Genomic DNA, 19,684 nt, shown 5'->3' with positions numbered 1-19,684 from the left:
TTCTAAAGCTAGCTTTAGAAGCATGGTCGAGAAGAAGCACGACCCCAGTCCGCCCCCCAGGGAAACCCGGCTCGCCGACCCGAAGGCGCTGCGCGCCTACAGCCATCCGACGCGGATCAAGCTGGTCGGCATGCTGCGCAGGGAAGGCCCGTTCACGGCGACCCGGGCCGCCGAACTGACCGGCGAGTCCGTGGCCAGCTGCTCGTACCACCTGCGGATGCTCGAGAAATACGGGCTCGTCGAGCAGGCCGGCGGCGGCCAGGGCAGGGAGAAGCCTTGGCGCGCCACCACGGCGTACACCTCATGGCCCGAGTACTCCGAGGACCCGGCGGTCGCCGAGGCGGCCACGGCGCTGTCGGTCGCGGTGGCCGAGCTGTACTTCGAGCAGACGATCAAGGCCATCGAGAGCCGCCATCTGCTGCCGCGCGTATGGCAGGAGGCGGAGGCCTTCGGTGACAGCCAGCTGTATCTCACGGCGGGGGAACTCGCCGATCTGCGCGCCAAGTTGGAGGACCTGGTCAGGCCCTACGAGGTGCGCAACGAGGATCCGGCGCAGCGCCCCGAGGACGCACGCGTGGTGCAGTTCATGCGGATGGCGTTCGCCGTGCCGGAGCAGCCCACGGGGCGGGACGGCGACGGGCGAGGGGGTGCGGCATGAAGGGCGCACGCGTTCCCGAGCTCCTGCGGGAGCAGGCCTTCCGGCGCTACTGGACCGGTCAGACCGTATCGCTCGTGGGCGACCAGATAGCCCTGCTCGCCATACCGCTGGCGGCAGTTGTGGTGCTCGGCGCCGACGCGGCGGAGATGGGCTGGCTCAAGACCGCCGAACTGCTGCCCGCCCTGCTGCTCAACCTGCCCGCGGGCGCCTGGGCCGACCGGCAGGCGCGGCGACGCCGCATCATGATCGGCACGGACCTGGCGCGAGCGGCACTGCTCTGCTCGCTCCCGGTGGCGTACGCGCTGGATGCGCTGACACTGGTCCAGCTCTACGCGGTGGCGCTCGGAGTGGGGGCGCTGACGGTGCTCTTCGATGTGTGCAACGTTGTGGTGTTCACGGCGCTGCTGCCCACCGAGCGCTATGTGCAGGGCAATTCCCTGGTCAACGGCAGCCGTTCGATGGCCTGGCTGGGCGGCCCCGGACTCGGCGGTCTCCTCGTCGGTCTGCTCTCGGCGCCCGTCGCCCTGCTGACCACGGGCCTCACCTACCTGCTGTCCGCCGAGCGCCTCTCACGGATCGCCCCCGTGGAGCCACCTCCGGCCGAGCCCGAGCCGGGTCATTTCACGGCGGGCATCCGGTGGGCGCTGCGCGAGCCCCTGATGCGGTCGATGTTCGGGGCCACAGCCACCGTGCAGTTCTTCAACTTCATCTTCCACACGCTCTTCGTGCTGTACGCGACTGAGGAACTCGGCCTGAGCGCCGGCATGTTCGGCGCGGTACTCAGCGTGGCCGCGGTGGGCGGGGTGGTCGGGGCGGTCTGCAGTGGGGCGGTCGTCCGCAGGATCGGTATCGGTCCGTCCATCGTCACGGGCTTCGCCACGTTCACGATCCCGCTGATGCTCATTCCGCTGGCCGGCGGCCCCACGGCGCTAGTGCTCGGCATGCTGTTCGTGGCCGAGTTCGTCTCCTGCGCCGGGGTGATGCTGGTCGACATCGCGTCAGGGTCCCTGCAGATGGCCCTGATCCCCGACGGGCTGCGCTCCCGGGTGCTCGGTGCGTTCCGCACGGTGACCCATGGCTTCCGTCCTCTCGGTGCCGTGGCCGGCGGCGTGCTCGGCACGCTGATCGGGCTGCGGCCCGCCCTGTGGATCGGCACGGCAGGGGCGGTGCTCAGCGCGGTGTGGCTGCTCGGCTCGCCGATCTCACGCACCCGAGCCCTGCCGGAACCCGCACCACTCACACACCCGACCGAAGCGACGGCGAGCACCCACTGAGCCCTCGCCCCACGAACACGCCGGCCAAGCCCGCCCCACCCTCACACCAGCCACACCCCATCCCGCATCAACTCCCGTGTGGCCAGCTCGTTCACCTCGCGCCAGGCCCGGATCGCACGGGGGCTGATACGGAGATACGTCCAGGCCTTCTGGTCCCGCGGGTCCCACACCAGCTTCGCGGCAAAGGCGTCGGCCGACGCCGCGGACAGCTCGGGCCCCGGGACCGTACGGGCCGTTCCTTCGATGTGGACGACGTCCCGGGTATGGCCGAGCGTGACCACGGCGGGGCACCCGTCGGCGGCGTTGACCGCCGTCGGGTTGGTGCGCCGGGTGCACAGCAGGAGCGTGCCGTCGTCCCAGACGAAGGACAGCGGAACCATGGTCGGCAGGCCCTCGGCCGACGCGGTGGCGACCCAGACGTCCTTGTCGTTCTCGAGTCGGGCCAGCACATCCTTCTTGCGCTGCTCGGCGGAGCGCGCGGGTGGTGGAGTCATGCCGGCAGACGCTAGTCGGCCCGGCGGATCTCCGTAACGGCCGCCGGCCCTACGCCTCAAGTCGTAGCCCGGACCGATCCGCAGCGCGATCCGCGACGCGGGCTCGCCCGGCCACACTGGTGCCCATGGACGCACAGGAGCACAGGGATGCACCGCAGCCCATGGAGGCGGCGCGAGTCGACACGTATCTGCGGCGGATCGGGGCCGAGCGCCCGGACCGCCCGGACGGCAGGGCGCTGCGGATGCTCCAGGAGCGCCATCTGCGCAGCGTCCCGTTCGAGAACCTCTCGATCCACCTGGGCGAGGAGATCCGGCTCGCCCCCGAGGCGCTGGCCGCGAAGATCGTCGACGCCCGGCGGGGCGGCTTCTGCTACGAACTCAACGGCGCCTTCGCCTCGTTGCTCGCCGCGCTCGGCTTCGCTGTGACGCTGCTGCAGGCCCGGGTGTACGACGGTGAGGGCCGCCCCGGCATCCCGTACGACCACCTCGCACTGCGCGTACGCGACGCGGACGGCGACGAGTGGCTGGCCGACGTGGGCTTCGGCGCACACAGCCTGTACCCGCTGGCCTTCGCCGAGCGCGCGGAGCAGAAGGATCCGGACGGTTCGTTCCGGCTCGCGGAGGCGGCGGACGGGGATCTGGACCTGTTCATGAACGGCAAGGCGCAGTTCGTGGTCGACCTGCGGCCGCGGGCGCTGCGCGACTTCACGGCCGGCGCCTGGTACCACGCCACCTCGCCCGACTCGCACTTCACCCGCTCCCTGGTCTGCTCCCTGCGTACGGACCGGGGCCGCACCACCCTCAGCGGCCGGAGGCTGACGGTGACGGAGGACGGCCGGCGCCGTACGAGCGAACTGGGCGACGACGCCGAGGTGTTGGCCGCCTACCGCGACCACTTCGGCATGGCACTCGACCGCCTCCCGAAGGACCCCGCGGCCACGTGACCGCCCACCCCTCCGCTGCCCCCCGCTGCCCACCCCTCCGCTGCCCACCCCGCGCTCCCGTTCCAACCGGAACGGTCAATTCACCCCTACCCCGTCACTAACCCCCAGCCGGGCCTCTAAGCCCCACCCCCATCCCCACCTGCACATTCCCGCGATGTGACCCCGTGTTGCCCCGAAAGCCGCACTGATGGTCGAATGCAACGTCGGCACCGCACACGCCGACGCGTGCCACCGCAGGGCACGGCGCCGTGACGCAGGACACGACCTGCAACGGGCGCACGCACAGACAGACAAGTCGTTCAGGGGGACTCCACGATGTTCGGCCGCCGGCTGGGAAACCGTTCCGACCGCATGGGCAGCCGCCGCAGAGGGCGCGCCCACCACCCCGGCCTCGCGGCCGGTTCGGCGAGCGCCTTCGCCGTACCGCCCAGCGGAGGGCTGCTCAGCTGCCGGGTGCTCGACCCGGTCAACGAGCCGGTGCGCGGCGCCGAGTTCGCCGTGACCGACGGGATGGGCCGCAAGGTCGTGGCCGGTGAGGCGGACCCCTACGGTTCCTTCGTGGCCACGGTGCCCGCCGGCGAGTACCGCCTCGCCGTCTCGGCCGACGGCTACACGCCCTACCGCGGCAACGCCACCGTCGCCCCCAGCGGACACGCCGCCCTCGGTGACGTGACCCTCCAGGTCTCCCAGCCCCCGGCGCTGCCCACCCCCGGCGACTGGGAGATCGAACCGGCCCACTCCTCGATCGGGTTCACGGCACGGCACATCGGACTCGCGCGCGTCCACGGCCGGTTCAACACCTTCGCCGGCGCGATCCGGATAGCCGACCGCATGGAACAGTCCGCCATGCACGTGGTGATCGACGCCGCCTCCATCGACACCAACGTGAAGATGCGCGACGACCATCTGCGCTCGGCCGACTTCCTGGACGTCGACCGCTATCCGACCCTCGAGTTCTACAGCGACCGCTTCATCCACCGCGGCGGCACCCGCTGGGCCGTCACCGGCGCCCTCTCGCTGCACGGCGTGACCCGCACGGTCACCCTCGACACCGAATACCTGGGCATCGGCCAGGGCATGGAGGGCGAGACCCGCGCCGCCGTCCGCGCCACCACCGAACTGCACCGCGACGATTTCACGGTCAGCTGGCAGACCATGCTCGCCCGCGGCATCGCGGTGGTCGGCCCGAGCATCGTCATCGACCTGGACGTGCAGATCATCCCCAAGTCCTGATCCGCCATGCGCCCTCAGCACACCTGTCTGTGGGCGAGAATGGCCAGGTGAGCGACGTACGACATGTCCTGGTGCTGCCCGACCGGGACACCGCGGAAGAACTGGCCGAGGCCCTGCCCGCCCGCTTCGGCGTCTCGGAGGAGCCTCAGCTCGTACGGGACGCCCTGGCCGGCGAGGACGACGCCGAGGACGCGCAGTGGCTGGTGGTCCTGGTCGACGCGGAGGAGGCCCTCGACCCGGCCGAACTCGACGAGTTCGCGGCCGAGTTCGAGGGCTGGCGCGAAGACCCGTAAGCCGGCCCGCCGCTCAAGGGCTGACCGGCGGCAGGCCCGACCCCGTCGCCGTGAACGCGAGCAGCAGCTCACAGGTCGCCTCGGGCGCCTCGAGCAGCGGCACGTGCCCGACTCCGGGCAGCACCTCGATCCGCGTCCGCGGCACCGGCTCGTACCGGCGGGCCGACGCCGGGTCCCACCGCGGATCGGCACCCCCGAAGATCACGAGGACCCCCGCCGGCACCCGGAGCGCCGCGAGCCGCTCGGGCACGCTCCGCTCGGTGATGTACGCACCGTTCGCCCGCAGCACCTTCCTGAACGTGCGGTACGAGATGCCCTGCACCCCGGCGACCAGCTCGTCCGCCACCTCCACCGGGCGGGCCGTCGTCTCCCGGATCCCCTTGCGGACCATGGCATCCGACCGCAGCGTCCACAGCAGCGGACCGAACGGCGGACCGAGCAGGGCACGCAGGACGAACGGCTCGGGCAGCAGGGCGTCGAGCGCGGGACCGGTGCTGATCAGGGCGAGCGAGCCGACCAGATCGGGGCGCTGCTCGGCCAGCGCGGTGGCGACATAGCCCCCGCTCGAGTGCCCTGCCACGGCGGCCTGCCGCAGCCCGAGCTCATCGAGCAGCGCCGCCACCCGGCCCGCCTGTACGGGCACCTCGTAGGACGCCGCGGACGGGGACTTCCCACAGCCCGGAAGGTCGACCCGTACGACATGGTGCCGCTCGGCGAGCAGCGCGGTCATGGGACCCCACGAGGCGCCGGAAGCCCCCGAACCGTGGATGAGCACCAGGGGCGGCGCCTCGCGCGCGCCTGCCCGGATCACGTGCATCCCGTGCGGGAAGCGGGATTCATCAGCAGTCATACGGGGATGGTGCGCGCACAGACCCGGCCCGGTCTTGTACGAATGTCCGCGCGCCGCGAGCCCTGTCCGGCGCCCGTACCGGACTGTCAGTGCCCCGTGGGATCCTTGTCCGCAATGGCCAGGAACGCTGCACAAGACAACCCGCTCGCCCCCGTCACCCTCGCCGTGGGCCAGGAGGACCTGCTGCTCGACCGTGCCGTACAGCAGGTCGTCGCCGCCGCCCGCGCCTCCGACGCCGATACGGACGTCCGCGACCTCACCTCCGACCAGCTCCAGCCGGGCACGCTCGCCGAGCTGACCAGCCCGTCGCTGTTCGCGGAGCGCAAGGTCGTGGTCGTGCGCAATGCCCAGGACCTGTCGGCGGACACGATCAAGGACGTGAAGGCCTACTTCGCGGCCCCGGCCGAGGAGATCACCCTCGTCCTGCTGCACGCGGGCGGAGCCAAGGGCAAGGGCCTGCTCGACGCGGCCCGCAAGGCCGGCGCCCGCGAGATCGCCTGCCCGAAGATGACCAAGCCCGCGGACCGGCTCTCCTTCGTACGAGGTGAGTTCCGCGCCCTCGGCCGCTCGGCGACCCCCGAGGCCTGCCAGGCCCTGGTCGACTCGATCGGCAGCGATCTGCGGGAGCTCGCGAGCGCGGTTTCCCAGCTGGTCGCGGATGTCGAGGGCACCATCGACGAGGCGATCGTCGGGCGGTACTACACCGGCCGGGCGGAGGCCTCCAGCTTCACGGTCGCCGACCGTGCGGTGGAGGGCCGTGCGGCCGAGGCCCTCGAGGCCCTGCGCTGGTCCCTGTCCACGGGCGTCGCACCGGTCCTCATCACCAGCGCGCTCGCCCAGGGCGTACGGGCCATCGGCAAGCTCTCCTCGGCCCGCGGCGGACGCCCCGCCGACCTGGCCAGGGAGCTGGGCATGCCGCCCTGGAAGATCGACCGCGTCCGCCAGCAGATGCGCGGCTGGACCCCGGACGGGGTGGCGATCGCGCTGCGCGCCGTCGCGGAGGCGGACGCCGGCGTCAAGGGCGGCGGCGACGATCCGGAGTACGCCCTGGAGAAGGCGGTCGTCACGGTGGCCCGGGCAGCCCGCGCGCGCTAGGCGTTGCCCCCGTACCGAAGAAGGAATGCCGAAGGCCCCGCTCTGCGTCCTGGGGAAGGACGAAGGAGGCGGGGCCTTCGGTTACAGCTGATTCGATCCGCACCCGCGTGGCGAACGCAGGCCGCGTGCGGATCATTCGTGCCGGTCAGGAGCGGATGAGAGGGCCCGCTTGGTCCGTTCCGGCGGTCAAATCAAGTGATCGCTCAGCCCTTGAGGGAGGCAACCTTCGAAGCAAGCGCCGACTTCTTGTTGGCGGCCTGGTTCTTGTGGATGACACCCTTGGAGACGGCCTTGTCCAGCTTGCGGGTGGCCTCGCGAAGAGCCGCAGTGGCCTTCTCGACGTCACCGGCGGCGGTCGCCTCACGGGTCTTGCGGATCGAGGTCTTGAGCGCGGACTTGACGGACTTGTTGCGCAGGCGCGCCTTCTCGTTCGTCTTGTTGCGCTTGATCTGGGACTTGATGTTCGCCACGAAAGAGCCTTTACAGGTTCGTCGTCCCCCGGACAGCCCGGAGAACCCGGGAAATCCTTGGGGACTGGTCTTTGATACCGAGTGCCTCGTTGCTGAGAGGGCAGTGAGACACAGCTGACCACGGTACCAGCCGTACTCCGACCGGCCCAAACCGGACCCTGCCTGCCGCGCATGGGACCATGGAGGCTACGTATCGATCCGACCCGAGGCCGCAGAACGCTGCGGACGTCTCAAGAATCAGGACCCTGCGTGCCCGCGACCCCTACGAATGTGCCCGAGCCGAGCCGTACCGACCCGGCGCTGCTCCGCAATTTCTGCATCATCGCGCACATCGACCACGGCAAGTCCACGCTCGCCGACCGCATGCTCCAGCTGACCGGAGTGGTCGAGCAGCGGCAGATGCGCGCTCAGTACCTCGACCGCATGGACATCGAGCGCGAGCGCGGCATCACCATCAAGTCCCAGGCGGTCCGTCTGCCCTGGGCGCCCAACGAGGGACCCGATCAGGGCAGGACGCACATCCTGAACATGATCGACACCCCGGGCCACGTGGACTTCACGTATGAGGTGTCGCGTTCGCTCGCGGCCTGCGAGGGCACGATCCTCCTGGTCGACGCCGCCCAGGGCATCGAGGCGCAGACCCTGGCGAACCTGTACCTGGCGATGGAGAACGAGCTCACCATCGTCCCGGTGCTCAACAAGATCGACCTGCCGGCCGCACAGCCCGAGAAGTTCGCCGAGGAGCTCGCGAACCTCATCGGCTGCGACCCGGACGACGTCCTGAAGGTCTCCGCCAAGACCGGCCTCGGCGTCGAGGCGCTGCTCGACCGCGTCGTGCGGGACGTCCCGGCCCCGGTCGGCGTCAAGGACGCCCCGGCCCGCGCGATGATCTTCGACTCGGTCTACGACTCGTACCGCGGCGTCGTGACGTATGTCCGTGTGGTCGACGGCCAGCTCAACAAGCGCGAGCGCATCCGCATGATGTCGACCGGCGCCACCCACGAGCTGCTCGAGATCGGTGTCTCGTCCCCGGAGATGACCCCGGCCGACGGCATCGGTGTCGGCGAGGTCGGCTACATCATCACCGGTGTGAAGGACGTCCGTCAGTCCAAGGTCGGTGACACCATCACCTCCCTGAGCAAGGGCGCCACCGAGCCGCTCGGCGGCTACAAGGACCCGAAGCCGATGGTCTTCTCGGGCCTGTATCCCCTGGACGGCTCCGAGTACCCCGACCTGCGCGAGGCCCTCGACAAGCTGCAGCTCAACGATGCCGCCCTGGTCTACGAGCCGGAGACCTCCGCGGCCCTCGGTTTCGGTTTCCGCGTCGGCTTCCTGGGCCTGCTCCACCTGGACGTGATCCGCGAGCGCCTGGAGCGCGAGTTCGGTCTCGACCTGATCGCCACCGCCCCCAACGTGGTCTACCGCGTGATCATGGAGGACGGCACCGAGCACACGGTCACCAACCCGAGCGAGTTCCCCGAGGGCAAGATCGACAAGGTCTTCGAGCCGGTCGTACGCGCCACGGTCCTCGCCCCGTCGGAGTTCATCGGCTCGATCATGGAGCTGTGCCAGAACCGCCGCGGCACCCTGCTCGGCATGGACTACCTCTCCGAGGACCGTGTGGAGATCCGCTACACGCTGCCCCTCGCGGAGATCGTCTTCGACTTCTTCGACCAGCTGAAGTCCAAGACCCGCGGCTACGCCTCGCTCGACTACGAGCCCACCGGCGAGCAGTCGGCCTCGCTCGTCAAGGTCGACATCCTGCTGCACGGCGACAAGGTCGACGCCTTCTCGGCCGTGACGCACAAGGACGCGGCGTACGCGTACGGCGTGCGGCTCGTGGCCAAGCTGCGCGAGCTCATCCCGCGGCAGGCCTTCGAGGTGCCCATCCAGGCCGCCATCGGTTCGCGGGTCATCGCCCGCGAGACCATCCGCGCCATCCGCAAGGACGTCCTCGCCAAGTGCTACGGCGGTGACATCTCCCGTAAGCGGAAGCTGCTCGAGAAGCAGAAGGAGGGCAAGAAGCGGATGAAGATGGTCGGCTCCGTCGAGGTGCCGCAGGAGGCCTTCATCGCGGTGCTCTCCAGCGACGAGGGTCCGAAGAAGAAGTAGTCCTGCCCGGCGCTTAACTCGCCCCGCAGAACGTGTTATTGGTCCACATGGTCGAACGAAAGGCGCCCGTCCGTAAACCGGACGGGCGCCTTTTGCGTTGATGTGAGGATTGGAAGAATTCTGCGACATCCGAGTGAATGCCAAAAAAGCCGGGATTTAAGAGTTTCCGCAGGCAGGGGCGCCCCGTTACGAAGGGTGGCAGCGGCGTTCCGAGCGGCCAGCAATACGCTCGGACGGCACGACGGTCGTGACCGTGAAGGACGCCGCTTCGGAAAGGGATCCTGAAGTGAAGTACACGAAGGCTGCTGCGATCGTTGCCGGTTCCGTCATGGCTGTTGGTTTCGCCTCCCCGGCGATGGCTGACGACGCTCCCCGTGCCGCCGCGCCGGCCACGGAGCCGACCGTCGACACCAAGACGGTCAACGACAGCCAGGTCGACCTGAGCCAGGCCAAGGACCTCGTCGACATCGACGTCCTCGCCGAGCTGGGCAAGATCGCCAAGGAAGCCCGCGGTGCCGTCAAGGACAGCACGGACAACGCGGTCGAGGTTGCCGAGAACACCAACGTCGACAGCAACGTCGACGGTGACCTCAACAACAAGGCCAAGGCCGGCGCCCTGGGCGCCATGCCGCACCTCGGTGGCCTGCCGATCGGCTGAATCACCCCTCCTTCACGCGTGCCGCACCTCCGAGCGGCGGCAACGTGAACACAGCGGGCCCGGCGCGTTTCCTTGCGCCGGGCCCGCTTTTTGCTTTCTCCCGCCTTTTTCGCGCCCCATTTGGCCGCCTCGGTTGGACCGACTGAATTAACTGTGTTACGGGTCGATAATTCGAGGTTATTTCTATGGGGCCTGAAGGAGGTAACCCCATGAACAAGAACGTATTTGTACGCGGCGCCGGCCTTGTGTGCTCCGCAGTCCTGATGCTCGGCGGTGCGGCTTCCGCCGCGTCCGCGTCCACCGTCGCTCCGGAGCCGGAGGTGGCCACGGCCGCCACGGCGGACGCGGCCCTCAGCGCCCTGGTGAACCTCGACCTCGTCGGTCTGGTCGACGCGCTCATCCCCTCGGTGAGTGCGCACGCCAGCGTCAACGCGGAGGCCGATGTGGACGCCGACGTCGACGCCACGGCGAAGTCCGACACGTCCGCGAGCGTCAGCGTCAACTGACCCGTTCGCCCGGCACGGGCCCGCAGCGCACCAGCGCTGCGGGCCCGTTGCCGTTCTGTGAGGAACTGACAGCTCAAGGCCCCTTACGCGCCGGGCCCGGGCGCTCTACTCTGATCACTCGATAGTTACTCGCAAGTTAAACAACGCACACCACAGTACGCACCAGCAGCCACTCAGTCGCATCAGTCGCACGCACTGTCGCGGGCCCGGAGGATGTCGTGAGCGACACACAGAACTTGATCGAGAACCGACCGCCGTCCGTGGCGAACCTCTTCCTTGAGCGCGTGGCCAAGACTCCCGACGGAGAGGCCTACCGCTACCCGGTGCCCCCCGCCTCGGGGCAGGGCCCGGACGAATGGAAGTCGCTGAGCTGGGGCCAGGCCGCCGAGCGCGTCTACGCCGTCGCGGCCGGCCTGATCGAACTCGGCGTACAGCCCGAGCAGCGCGTCGCGCTCGCGGCCAACACCCGGGTCGAATGGATCCTCGCCGACCTCGGCATCCTCTGCGCCGGGGCCGCCACGACCACGGTCTACGCCTCGACGAACGCCGAGGAAGCCGCGTACATCCTGAGCGACTCCGACAGCCGGGTGCTGATCGCCGAGGACGCCGAGCAGCTGGCGAAGGTGCGCGAGCGGCGCGGTGAGCTGCCGGATCTCAAGCATGTCGTGGTGATTCAGGCCGCGGACGCGCAGGCCGCCGAGGGCGATCCGGAGGGCTGGGTGCTCTCCCTCGAGGACCTCGAGGCCCGCGGAGCGGCGTATCTGGAGAAGAATCCCGAGGCCGTGAAGGAGCGCGTCGCGGCGCTCACCAAGGACCAGCTCGCGACGCTGATCTACACCTCGGGAACCACCGGCAAGCCCAAGGGTGTCCGCCTGCCGCACGACAACTGGTCGTACATGGCGAAGGCCATCGCGCAGACCGGACTCGTCGGCCCCGACGATGTGCAGTACCTGTGGCTGCCGCTCGCGCACGTCTTCGGCAAGGTGCTCACCAGCGGCCAGATCGAGGTCGGCCATGTCACCGCCGTGGACGGGCGGGTCGACAAGATCATCGAAAATCTGCCGGTGGTGCAGCCGACCTATATGGCCGCCGTGCCGCGGATCTTCGAGAAGGTCTACAACGGGGTCGCGGCCAAGGCGCGGGCCGGCGGTGGCGCCAAGTACAAGATCTTCCAGTGGGCGGCGGGTGTCGCGCGCGAGTACGCCAAGGTCACCCAGGACAACTTCCGTCGTACGGGCAAGTCCTCCGCGCCCTTCGGGCTCAGCGCCAAGCACAAGATCGCCGACGCGCTCGTGTACTCCAAGCTGCGCGAGGCCTTCGGCGGGCGGCTCCGTGCCTGCGTCTCCGGGTCGGCCGCGCTCGCGCCCGAGATCGGGTTCTTCTTCTCCGGCGCCGGGGTGCACATTCTGGAGGGCTACGGTCTGACGGAGTCGAGCGCCGCGTCCTTCGTCAACCCCGGCGAGGCGTACCGGACCGGCACGGTCGGCAAGCCGCTGCCCGGCACCGAGGTGCGGATCGCGGACGACGGCGAGATCCTGCTGCGCGGTCCCGGCATCATGCAGGGCTACCACGGGCTGCCCGAGAAGACCGCCGAAGTCCTGGAGTCGGACGGGTGGTTCCACACCGGGGACATCGGTGAGCTCTCGGCCGACGGGTATCTGCGGATCACCGACCGCAAGAAGGACCTCATCAAGACGTCCGGCGGCAAGTACATCGCGCCGTCCGAGGTCGAGGGACAGTTCAAGGCCGTCTGCCCGTACGTCTCGAACATCTTGGTCATCGGCGCCGACCGCAACTACTGCACCGCGCTGATCGCCCTCGACGAGCCGTCCATCGTCAACTGGGCGAAGGAGGAGGGACTCTCCTCCACCTCGTACGAGGCCGTGCTGGCCGATCCGAAGACGACCGCGCTCATCGACGGCTACGTCAAGGAGCTCAACCAGGGGCTGCAGCGCTGGCAGACCATCAAGCAGTTCCGGATCCTGCCGCGTGATCTCGATGTCGAGCACGGCGAGCTGACGCCGAGCCTCAAGCTCAAGCGCCCTGTCGTGGAGCGGGAGTTCAAGGCGCTGGTCGACGAGATGTACGCGGGAACGCGCGAGGCGTAAGGACCCAGAACCCCCTGCGGGACCGTGGGTGCGGGCGGAGCCGGATCACTGGCTCCGCCCGCGTCGCATGAGGGTCAGTACTTCTTCCATACGGGCCAGCTCGCCGCGTGCTTCCGCGAGTTGGGGTGCATCCGCACCGGTCAGCCGGGACTCGAGCCGGGCGAGCAGCTCGGACAGCTCGGCGAACTGGGCCTGTTCACGGGCGAGCGCCCGCTGCAGTTGCAGATTCTTGCGGTGCAGATCGAGGAAGACCGTCACCTTCGCCCGCAGCACCCACGGGTCGAAGGGCTTGGTGAGATAGTCCGCCGCGCCCGTCGCGTACCCCCTGAAGGCGTAGCCCGTATCGGCGTCCGTGCCCGTGAGGAAGATGATCGGGATGTCCTTGGTCTGATCGAGGCGCTTGATGTTCGCGGCGGTCTCGAAGCCGTCCATGCCGGGCATCCGGACGTCGAGGAGGACCACGGCGAAGGGCTGCCGTAGCAGCGCCTTCATCGCCTCCTCACCCGAACGAGCACGAACCAGCGGTTCGTTGAGTGACCCCAGGACGGCTTCGAGCGCGGTCAGGTTGTCCTCCATGTCGTCGACAAGGAGGATGCTTGCCCGGTCGTCTGTCGAAACCTCAGTGCTCATGGTGGTAATGCCTATTCAGTCTCAGGCGCGGCGACGCGCTCCTGCCCTGACCCGCTCGCCTGCCCCTGTTCGATTGCTGCCTGGCTGTGCTGCTTCGTTCCGGTGCCGCCAGCGCCGTCCGTGCCCTCTGGGTCCAGGAGGGAACACATCACCGACAGCAATTTGTCCACGTCCACCGGTTTGGGAACATAGTCGTTCGCGCCGCCCGCGATGGCCTTTTCCCGGTCTCCGGGCATCGCCTTCGCGGTGAGCGCCACGATGGGCAGATCCGCCCAGCGCGGTGTGCGGCGGATGACCTCGATCGTCTCGTAGCCGTCCATCTCCGGCATCATGATGTCCATCAGGACCACCTCGACATCGGGGTTCCGGTCGAGGATCTCGATGCCCTCACGGCCGTTCTCCGCGTACAGGACCGGCATGCCGACGCGGCCGAGTACGTGGGTGAGCGCGAAGACGTTGCGGATGTCGTCGTCCACGATGAGCACCCGGTGGCCCTGGAGGACCTGACCGGCCCGGCCGTTGCGCCATTCCTCCAGCTTGGTGGTGGCCGGCCAGTTGTCGTCCTGGTCGTGGACCGTCACCGGGTCCTCGGCCGACTGCTGTTCGGGCAGCTTCAGCGCACGAAGGCCGTGGGCCAGTTCGCCGTCCTCCATCTGGGGGTCCGGCACCGGACCGTGTCCGGAGTGCGCCACGGGAACGTACAGCGTGAAGGTGGAGCCCTTGCCGGGCTCGCTCTCCGCGACGATCCGGCCGCCGAGCAGACCGGCGATCTCGCGGCTGATGGACAGGCCGAGGCCGGTGCCGCCGTACTTGCGGTTGGTGGTGCCGTCGGCCTGCTGGAACGCCTCGAAGATCACGGGGAGTTTGTCGGCGGAGATCCCGATCCCCGTGTCGGTGACGGCGAAGGCGAGCAGTTCCTCGCCCTCCTTGAAGAAGGTCAGATTCTTGCTCTCGACATTGCCCACGCGGTTGACGCGCAGCTCGACGCGGCCGCTCCCGGTGAACTTCACCGCGTTGGAGAGCAGATTGCGCAGGATCTGCTGGAGGCGCTGCTCGTCCGAGTAGATCTCGCGCGGTACGTCCTCGCCGACCGCGACCTCGAAGGCGAGGCCCCGGTCGAGGGTGAGGGGGCGGAACGTGGCGTGGACGTAGTCGAGCAGCTTGATCAGCGGGAGCTTCTTGGGACGTACGTCCATCCGGCCCGCCTCGATCTTCGACAGGTCGAGGATGTCGTTGATCAGCTGGAGCAGATCGGTGCCCGAGCGGTGGATGGTCGTGGCGAACTGCACCTCCTGGTCGTTGAGCCGGCCCTCCGGGTTGTCGGCGAGCAGCCGGGCCAGGATGAGCAGGGAGTTCAGCGGGGTGCGCAGCTCGTGCGACATGTTCGCCAGGAACTCCGACTTGTACTGGGACGAGGTGGCCAGCAGGGCCGCCTTCTCCTCCAGCTCGGCGTTCGAGCGCTGCAACTCGGCCTGCTGGCGCTGGAGTTCGTTCGAGCGCTCCTGGAGCTGGAGCGCGAGGCGCTGGGATTCGCCGAGCAGGGATTCCGTACGGGAGTTGGCGATGATGGTGTTGATCGCGACGCCGATGGTGTTCACGAACTGGTCGAAGAACGCCAGGTGGACATCCGAGAAGCGGGAGAACGAGGCCAGCTCGATGACGCCGAGCAGCCGGTCCTCGAAGATGATCGGGATGATCACGACGCTGCTGGGCGCCGCGTCGCCGAGCCCCGAGTTGATCTTGATGTAGTCCGGCGGGGCCTCCTCGACGAGGATCCGCTTCTTCTCCAGGGCGGCCTGGCGCACGAGCCCGTGCACCGGCATCCCGCCCACTTCGATGACGGAGCCCTGAGCGGATCCGTATCCGCCGATGAAGGCAAGCCCCTTGGACGGCGCGGGAGTACGCAGCCCCGTGCCCTCGGCTTCGGAGTCGGCCAGGAAGAACGCGCCGTACTGCGCGTTCACCAGAGGGGTCAGCTCGCGCAGGATCAGGTCGGCGACCTCCATCAGGTCGCGGTGACCCTGCATCAGGGCCGCGAGACGGGCCAGGTTGGACTCCAGCCAGTCCTTGGCGCGGGTGGTCTCGCGGAGGTTGGACACCATCAGGTTGATGTTGTCCTTGAGCTCGGCGACCTCGCCCTGGGTCTCGACGGTGATCGAGCGTGACATGTCGCCCTGGGCGACAGCGGAGGCCACATCGGCGATCGCGCGGACCTGGGTGGTGAGGTTGAGCGCCAGCTCGTTCACGCTCGTGGTCAGGCGCTTCCACGTGCCGTACACGCCCTCGACCCTCGCCTGACCGCCGAGCTGGCCCTCGGAGCCGACCTCGCGTGCGACTCGGGTGACCTCGGAGGAGAAGGACGACAGCGTGTCGACCATGGTGTTGATGGTGGTCTTGAGCTCCAGGATCTCGCCGCGGGCATCCACGTCGATCTTCTTGGAGAGGTCGCCCTGGGCCACCGCGGTGGCGACCTGGGCGATGTTGCGGACCTGCGAAGTGAGGTTGTCCGCCATGTAGTTGACGTTGTCGGTGAGGTCCTTCCACACGCCCGATACGCCGAGCACCTGGGCGCGGCCGCCGAGCCTGCCGTCCGTACCGACCTCGCGTGCGACTCGTGTGACCTCGTCGGCGAAGGCCCGCAGCTGCTGCACCATCGTGTTGACGGTGTCCTTGAGCTCCAGGATCTCGCCGCGCGCGTCGACGGTGATCTTCTTGGACAGATCGCCGTTGGCCACGGCCGTGGTGACCTGGGCGATGTTGCGGACCTGTGAAGTCAGGTTGGTCGCCATGAAGTTGACGTTGTCCGTCAGCTCTTTCCACACGCCCGATACGCCGCGGACCTGGGCCTGACCGCCGAGGTTGCCCTCGGTGCCGACCTCGCGGGCCACGCGGGTCACCTCGCCCGCGAAGGCGGAGAGCTGGTCGACCATGGTGTTGAAGGTGGTCTTGAGCTCCAGGATCTCGCCCTTGGCCTCGACCGTGATCTTCTTCGTCAAGTCGCCCTGCGCGACGGCGGTCGAGACCAGGGCGATGTTGCGGACCTGCGAGGTCAGGTTGTCCGCCATGAAGTTGACGTTCTCGGTGAGGTCCTTCCACACGCCCGATACGCCGCGGACCTGGGCGCGGCCGCCCAGCTTGCCCTCGGTGCCGACCTCGCGGGCCACGCGGGTGACCTCGTCGGCGAAGGCGGAGAGCTGGTCGACCATGGTGTTGACCGTGGACTTCAGCTCCAGGATCTCGCCCCGGGCGTCGACAGTGATCTTCTGGCTCAGATCCCCGTACGCCACGGCCGTCGTCACCTGGGCGATGTTCCGCACCTGTGAAGTCAGGTTGGACGCCATGAAGTTGACGTTGTCCGTGAGGTCCTTCCAGACCCCGCTCGCCCCGCGGACCTGGGCGCGGCCGCCCAGCTGGCCTTCCGTACCCACCTCGCGGGCCACGCGGGTGACCTCGTCGGCGAAGGCGGAGAGCTGGTCGACCATCGTGTTCACGGTGAGCTTCAGCTCGAGCAGCTCACCGGTGGCCTCGACCGTCACCGTACGGGTCAGGTCGCCGCTCGCCACCGCCGTGGTCACCGCGGCGATATCGCGGACCTGGGCGGTGAGCCGCGACGCCATCGTGTTGACGGCCTCGGTCACCTGGCGCCAACTGCCGGAAAGCCCCTGCACTTTGGCGCGTCCGCCGAGGCGTCCCTCGGTGCCCACCTCACGGGCGACCCGGGTCACCTCGCCCGTGAACAGGGACAGCTGGTCGACCATCTTGTTGACGGCGCGGCCCAGATGGCGCAGGTCGCCGCGTAACTGCCGGCTGCCGTCGTGCAGATCGACCCGCTGCGTCAGATCGCCGCCGGCCACCGCGTCGAGCACACGGGTGGCGTTGGCGGCGGGGGCGACCAGGGCGTCCACCACGATGTTCGCGTCCGCGACCGTGGTGGACCAGGAGCCCTGCCCCGGTGAGGCCGCGACCCGTTCGTCGAGTCTTCCGTGGCGGACGATCTCCCTGCGCAGTCTGGCCAGCTCGGAGGCCAGATGCTGGTTGCGGTCGGCGATCTGGTTGAAGACCGCGGCGAGTTCGGCCGAGACACCGGTCGAGCCCTCGGGTGCCCGCACCCGGAAGTCGCCATCGCGTAGCGAGGTCATCGCGGCGAGGAGCGTCTGAAAATCTTCTGCTCGGACTTGACCGTTTCCGAGCACGGAAACTGCGAGGTTGTCACTCATGGCGGCCCACTTCAGTAACTCGGCGCTTATGGGCGGAGTCAGTCTGTCACTCTGTCCCTGTCGCCGGAGAGGCATTTCCCTGAACTGCCCTGGAGCCGCACAGTGGGGTCCATTCCAATGCAGCGGGAGAACGTATTCCGCCCAGTCACCTCAGCCGCCCATGCTCCGCTGAGGCCTGCGGATGGCGCCCATGCCAGCACCTCGCTGCCCGGCAACCCCTTGGCGCCGGCCGCCGCGCGCCGCTTCGTCCGCGCGGCCTTCGCCGACTGGACCGAGGCCGGTATCCCCGTGTCGGCCTGTCTGACCGACCGGCTCGCCGACGACGCCGTCGTCCTCGTCAGCGAACTCGTCACCAACGCGGTCGTCCACGCGGGCACGCATGTCGAGGTCGTCTGCCGGATGGAGGCGGTCCTGGCCGCCGACGGGGACCTGGACGAGGGTGCGGCCGTGGTCATCGAGGTGTGCGACCACCACCCCGGCCGGGCCGTTCACGGAGAGACCGGCGGTCAGCCGCAGGGCGGCCTAGCCGAGTACGGCCGCGGGCTGCAGCTCGTCGCCTGCCTCTCCGAGTCCTGGGGCATCACGTACCGCCCCGGCAACAAGACCGTCTGGGCGCGCCTGCCCGTGGACGGCGTGGACGCGGCCCAGCAGATCGAGGCGTACGCGGGGGAGCAGGCGCTGCAGCGCGGGCTGCGCGTCGCCGACATCCTCTCGCCGGGGCCCAAGAAGTCCCGCGAACAAGGCGATTGGGGCAATCGCGGGGCGCTCGCCTTCCTCGCCGAGGCCTCCGATCTGCTCGCAGGACAGCTCGACGAGGAGATGGTGGCGGCCCTGGCCGGGCAGCTCCTCGTGCCCCGGCTCGCCGACTGGTGCGCGGTCTGGCTCAACGACGAGGCCGACCGGCACGGCCGCGGCACCGGACCCACCGCGCCCCGGCTCGCCCGCGTCTGGCACCACAGCGAATCCCGGATCGAGGAACTGCGCCGCGTACTCGAGAAGGACCTCCCGGTCATCCCAGGTCCGCTGCACGGCGGCCCCGTCCCGGTGCCGTGGCCCTTCGAGGGCATCGGTGACACCTCCGGTACGGCCCTTGCGTACCGCCTGGTCGCCGGCGGCCGCGCGCTCGGCACGCTGCTGCTCGGGCGGACCGGACTGATGCGTTTCCCCGACGAAGTCACCGGACTCCTCGAGGACTTCAGCCGCAGGGTGGCCCTTGCGATCGGCGCGGCCCGCCAGTACTCGCGCCAGGCCACCATCAGCCGTGTCCTGCAGCGCGGGCTGCTGCCCAGCTCCATGGCCGAAGTGCCGGGCGTGGAGAGCGCCCTGGTGTACGAGCCGCGGGACAACGGGCTTGCGGGCGGCGACTTCTACGACATCTTCCCGGCGGGCGACGGCCGTTGGTGCTTCGCCCTCGGCGACGTCTGCGGCAACGGCCCTGAGGCCGCCGTCGTCACCGGCCTCGCCCGCCCCTGGCTGCGGCTGCTCGCCCGCGAGGGCTACCAGGTCTCCGACGTGCTCGACCGCCTCAACCGGCTGCTGCTCGACGACGCGATGGAGGCGGCGGACTCGGCGGCGCGTGCGGTCGCGGCGGCGGGTATGGGCGACCTGGGCGGCGACGGCTCTCCCACGCGCTTCCTCTCCCTTCTGTACGGGGAGCTCGAACCCTCGCCGGAAGGCGTCCGCTGCACCCTCGCGTGCGCCGGCCACCCGCTGCCGCTGCTGCTCAGCCCGGGCGGTGAGGTGCGGCCGGCCGCCGGGCCGCAGGTGCTCCTCGGAGTGCTCGACGAGCCGGAGTACACGAGCGAGTCCTTCGTCCTCGGCTCGGGCGAGACACTCCTGTGCGTGACGGACGGGGTCACGGAGCGGCGCTCGGGGCTGCGGATGCTGGACGACGGGGACGGTCTGGCCAACGCGCTCGCCGGGTGCGGCGGGCTGTCGGCGGCGATGGTGGCGGAGCGGATCCGGCGCCTGGTGCATGACTTCGCGCAGACGCCGGTGGATGACGATCTGGCGGTGCTGGTGCTGCAGGCTCGGTGAGGGCCGGGGCCTGGTCGGGCCGGGCGGCCGGCAAGGGCCGGGGCCCCCGGTCGGGCCCGGCGGCCGGTGGGGCCGTGGGCTCTCGGCGTCCGGGACAATAGGGGT

At 69.3% G+C, this 19,684-nt stretch carries 16 protein-coding genes; 11 read left to right on the top strand and 5 right to left on the bottom strand.

The features are described 5' to 3' along the window. The first annotated feature begins 22 nt into the window (after positions 1-22). Both ABT367_RS06825 and ABT367_RS06820 read left to right on the top strand, forming a co-directional pair. Complete coding sequence (locus tag ABT367_RS06825; protein WP_352250320.1) at positions 23-658, top strand: winged helix-turn-helix domain-containing protein; 636 nt, start codon at positions 23-25, stop codon at positions 656-658. Continuing rightward, on the top strand, positions 655-1,932 hold the full coding sequence (locus ABT367_RS06820; protein WP_352250318.1) for an MFS transporter: 1,278 nt from the start codon (positions 655-657) through the stop codon (positions 1,930-1,932). Before ABT367_RS06825 ends, ABT367_RS06820 begins: the two co-directional genes overlap by 4 nt. Positions 1,933-1,973: 41 nt before the next feature. On the opposite strand, the gene ABT367_RS06815 is transcribed toward ABT367_RS06820, so the two are convergent. Then, positions 1,974-2,426 (bottom strand): pyridoxamine 5'-phosphate oxidase family protein, encoded by a 453-nt coding sequence (locus ABT367_RS06815; protein ID WP_352250316.1) that lies wholly within the window; start codon positions 2,424-2,426, stop codon positions 1,974-1,976. A gap of 125 nt (positions 2,427-2,551) precedes the next feature. Between ABT367_RS06815 and ABT367_RS06810 the strand changes: the two genes are divergently transcribed. From ABT367_RS06810 to ABT367_RS06800, 3 genes are all read left to right on the top strand, one after another. Further along, a complete protein-coding gene (locus ABT367_RS06810) occupies positions 2,552-3,370 on the top strand; it encodes an arylamine N-acetyltransferase family protein (protein ID WP_352250314.1) in 819 nt (272 codons plus the stop codon). A gap of 315 nt (positions 3,371-3,685) precedes the next feature. After that, positions 3,686-4,603 (top strand): YceI family protein, encoded by a 918-nt coding sequence (locus ABT367_RS06805; RefSeq protein WP_352250312.1) that lies wholly within the window; start codon positions 3,686-3,688, stop codon positions 4,601-4,603. A 47-nt stretch (positions 4,604-4,650) separates the two neighbouring features. Next, entirely contained in the window at positions 4,651-4,896 is a 246-nt protein-coding gene (locus ABT367_RS06800; RefSeq protein WP_352250310.1) for a hypothetical protein, read from the top strand. Positions 4,897-4,909: 13 nt separating this feature from the next. Here ABT367_RS06800 and ABT367_RS06795 read toward each other — a convergent pair whose 3' ends face one another. Continuing rightward, the gene (locus tag ABT367_RS06795; RefSeq protein ID WP_352250308.1) at positions 4,910-5,746 is read right to left on the bottom strand and encodes an alpha/beta fold hydrolase; all 837 of its coding nucleotides are present in this window, start codon (positions 5,744-5,746) and stop codon (positions 4,910-4,912) included. A gap of 114 nt (positions 5,747-5,860) precedes the next feature. Here ABT367_RS06795 and holA point away from each other — a divergent pair, with 114 nt between their 5' ends. After that, positions 5,861-6,841, top strand: a complete 981-nt coding sequence (gene holA / locus ABT367_RS06790) for a DNA polymerase III subunit delta (RefSeq protein WP_352250306.1) — start codon at positions 5,861-5,863, stop codon at positions 6,839-6,841. Positions 6,842-7,044: 203 nt separating this feature from the next. On the opposite strand, the gene rpsT is transcribed toward holA, so the two are convergent. Next, positions 7,045-7,311, bottom strand: a complete 267-nt coding sequence (gene rpsT / locus ABT367_RS06785; RefSeq protein WP_093613037.1) for a 30S ribosomal protein S20 — start codon at positions 7,309-7,311, stop codon at positions 7,045-7,047. 249 nt (positions 7,312-7,560) lie between these two features. Between rpsT and lepA the strand changes: the two genes are divergently transcribed. The 4 genes from lepA to ABT367_RS06765 all read left to right on the top strand — a co-directional run bounded on the left by lepA (position 7,561) and on the right by ABT367_RS06765 (position 12,695). Next, positions 7,561-9,423 carry a translation elongation factor 4 gene (gene lepA, locus ABT367_RS06780; protein ID WP_352250304.1) on the top strand — a complete coding sequence of 621 codons (1,863 nt, stop codon included), beginning with the start codon at positions 7,561-7,563 and terminating at the stop codon, positions 9,421-9,423. Positions 9,424-9,778: 355 nt separating this feature from the next. Next, the gene (locus ABT367_RS06775) at positions 9,779-10,081 is read left to right on the top strand and encodes a hypothetical protein (RefSeq protein WP_352250303.1); all 303 of its coding nucleotides are present in this window, start codon (positions 9,779-9,781) and stop codon (positions 10,079-10,081) included. A gap of 209 nt (positions 10,082-10,290) precedes the next feature. Next, positions 10,291-10,587 (top strand): hypothetical protein, encoded by a 297-nt coding sequence (locus tag ABT367_RS06770; RefSeq protein WP_352250301.1) that lies wholly within the window; start codon positions 10,291-10,293, stop codon positions 10,585-10,587. A gap of 218 nt (positions 10,588-10,805) precedes the next feature. Continuing rightward, complete coding sequence (locus ABT367_RS06765) at positions 10,806-12,695, top strand: AMP-dependent synthetase/ligase (protein ID WP_352250299.1); 1,890 nt, start codon at positions 10,806-10,808, stop codon at positions 12,693-12,695. Positions 12,696-12,740: 45 nt separating this feature from the next. Here the strand turns inward: ABT367_RS06765 and ABT367_RS06760 are convergent, their stop codons facing one another. Together ABT367_RS06760 and ABT367_RS06755 are read right to left on the bottom strand one after the other, a co-directional pair. After that, positions 12,741-13,325 carry a response regulator gene (locus tag ABT367_RS06760; RefSeq protein WP_352250297.1) on the bottom strand — a complete coding sequence of 195 codons (585 nt, stop codon included), beginning with the start codon at positions 13,323-13,325 and terminating at the stop codon, positions 12,741-12,743. Positions 13,326-13,336: 11 nt separating this feature from the next. After that, a complete protein-coding gene (locus ABT367_RS06755) occupies positions 13,337-17,464 on the bottom strand; it encodes a HAMP domain-containing protein (RefSeq protein ID WP_352250295.1) in 4,128 nt (1,375 codons plus the stop codon). A gap of 195 nt (positions 17,465-17,659) precedes the next feature. Between ABT367_RS06755 and ABT367_RS06750 the strand changes: the two genes are divergently transcribed. Next, the gene (locus ABT367_RS06750; RefSeq protein ID WP_352250293.1) at positions 17,660-19,579 is read left to right on the top strand and encodes a SpoIIE family protein phosphatase; all 1,920 of its coding nucleotides are present in this window, start codon (positions 17,660-17,662) and stop codon (positions 19,577-19,579) included. Positions 19,580-19,684: the final 105 nt, after the last annotated feature.

Source organism: Streptomyces mesophilus (assembly GCF_040300965.1).
Classification (GTDB): domain Bacteria; phylum Actinomycetota; class Actinomycetes; order Streptomycetales; family Streptomycetaceae; genus Streptomyces; species Streptomyces mesophilus_A.
This window is presented reverse-complemented; position numbering and strand designations above follow the sequence as displayed.

Excerpts from the sequence above, each read along its gene's own strand:
- ABT367_RS06770 (WP_352250301.1), top strand. The coding sequence starts at position 10,291 with ATGAACAAGAACGTATTTGTACGCGGCGCCGGCCTTGTGTGCTCCGCA.
- ABT367_RS06795 (WP_352250308.1), bottom strand. The coding sequence starts at position 5,746 with ATGACTGCTGATGAATCCCGCTTCCCGCACGGGATGCACGTGATCCGG.
- ABT367_RS06750 (WP_352250293.1), top strand. The coding sequence starts at position 17,660 with ATGCAGCGGGAGAACGTATTCCGCCCAGTCACCTCAGCCGCCCATGCT.
- holA (WP_352250306.1), top strand. The coding sequence starts at position 5,861 with ATGGCCAGGAACGCTGCACAAGACAACCCGCTCGCCCCCGTCACCCTC.
- ABT367_RS06775 (WP_352250303.1), top strand. The coding sequence starts at position 9,779 with ATGGCTGACGACGCTCCCCGTGCCGCCGCGCCGGCCACGGAGCCGACC.
- ABT367_RS06815 (WP_352250316.1), bottom strand. The coding sequence starts at position 2,426 with ATGACTCCACCACCCGCGCGCTCCGCCGAGCAGCGCAAGAAGGATGTG.
- ABT367_RS06810 (WP_352250314.1), top strand. The coding sequence starts at position 2,552 with ATGGACGCACAGGAGCACAGGGATGCACCGCAGCCCATGGAGGCGGCG.
- ABT367_RS06760 (WP_352250297.1), bottom strand. The coding sequence starts at position 13,325 with ATGAGCACTGAGGTTTCGACAGACGACCGGGCAAGCATCCTCCTTGTC.
- ABT367_RS06755 (WP_352250295.1), bottom strand. The coding sequence starts at position 17,464 with ATGACCTCGCTACGCGATGGCGACTTCCGGGTGCGGGCACCCGAGGGC.
- ABT367_RS06820 (WP_352250318.1), top strand. The coding sequence starts at position 655 with ATGAAGGGCGCACGCGTTCCCGAGCTCCTGCGGGAGCAGGCCTTCCGG.
- ABT367_RS06805 (WP_352250312.1), top strand. The coding sequence starts at position 3,686 with ATGTTCGGCCGCCGGCTGGGAAACCGTTCCGACCGCATGGGCAGCCGC.
- ABT367_RS06825 (WP_352250320.1), top strand. The coding sequence starts at position 23 with ATGGTCGAGAAGAAGCACGACCCCAGTCCGCCCCCCAGGGAAACCCGG.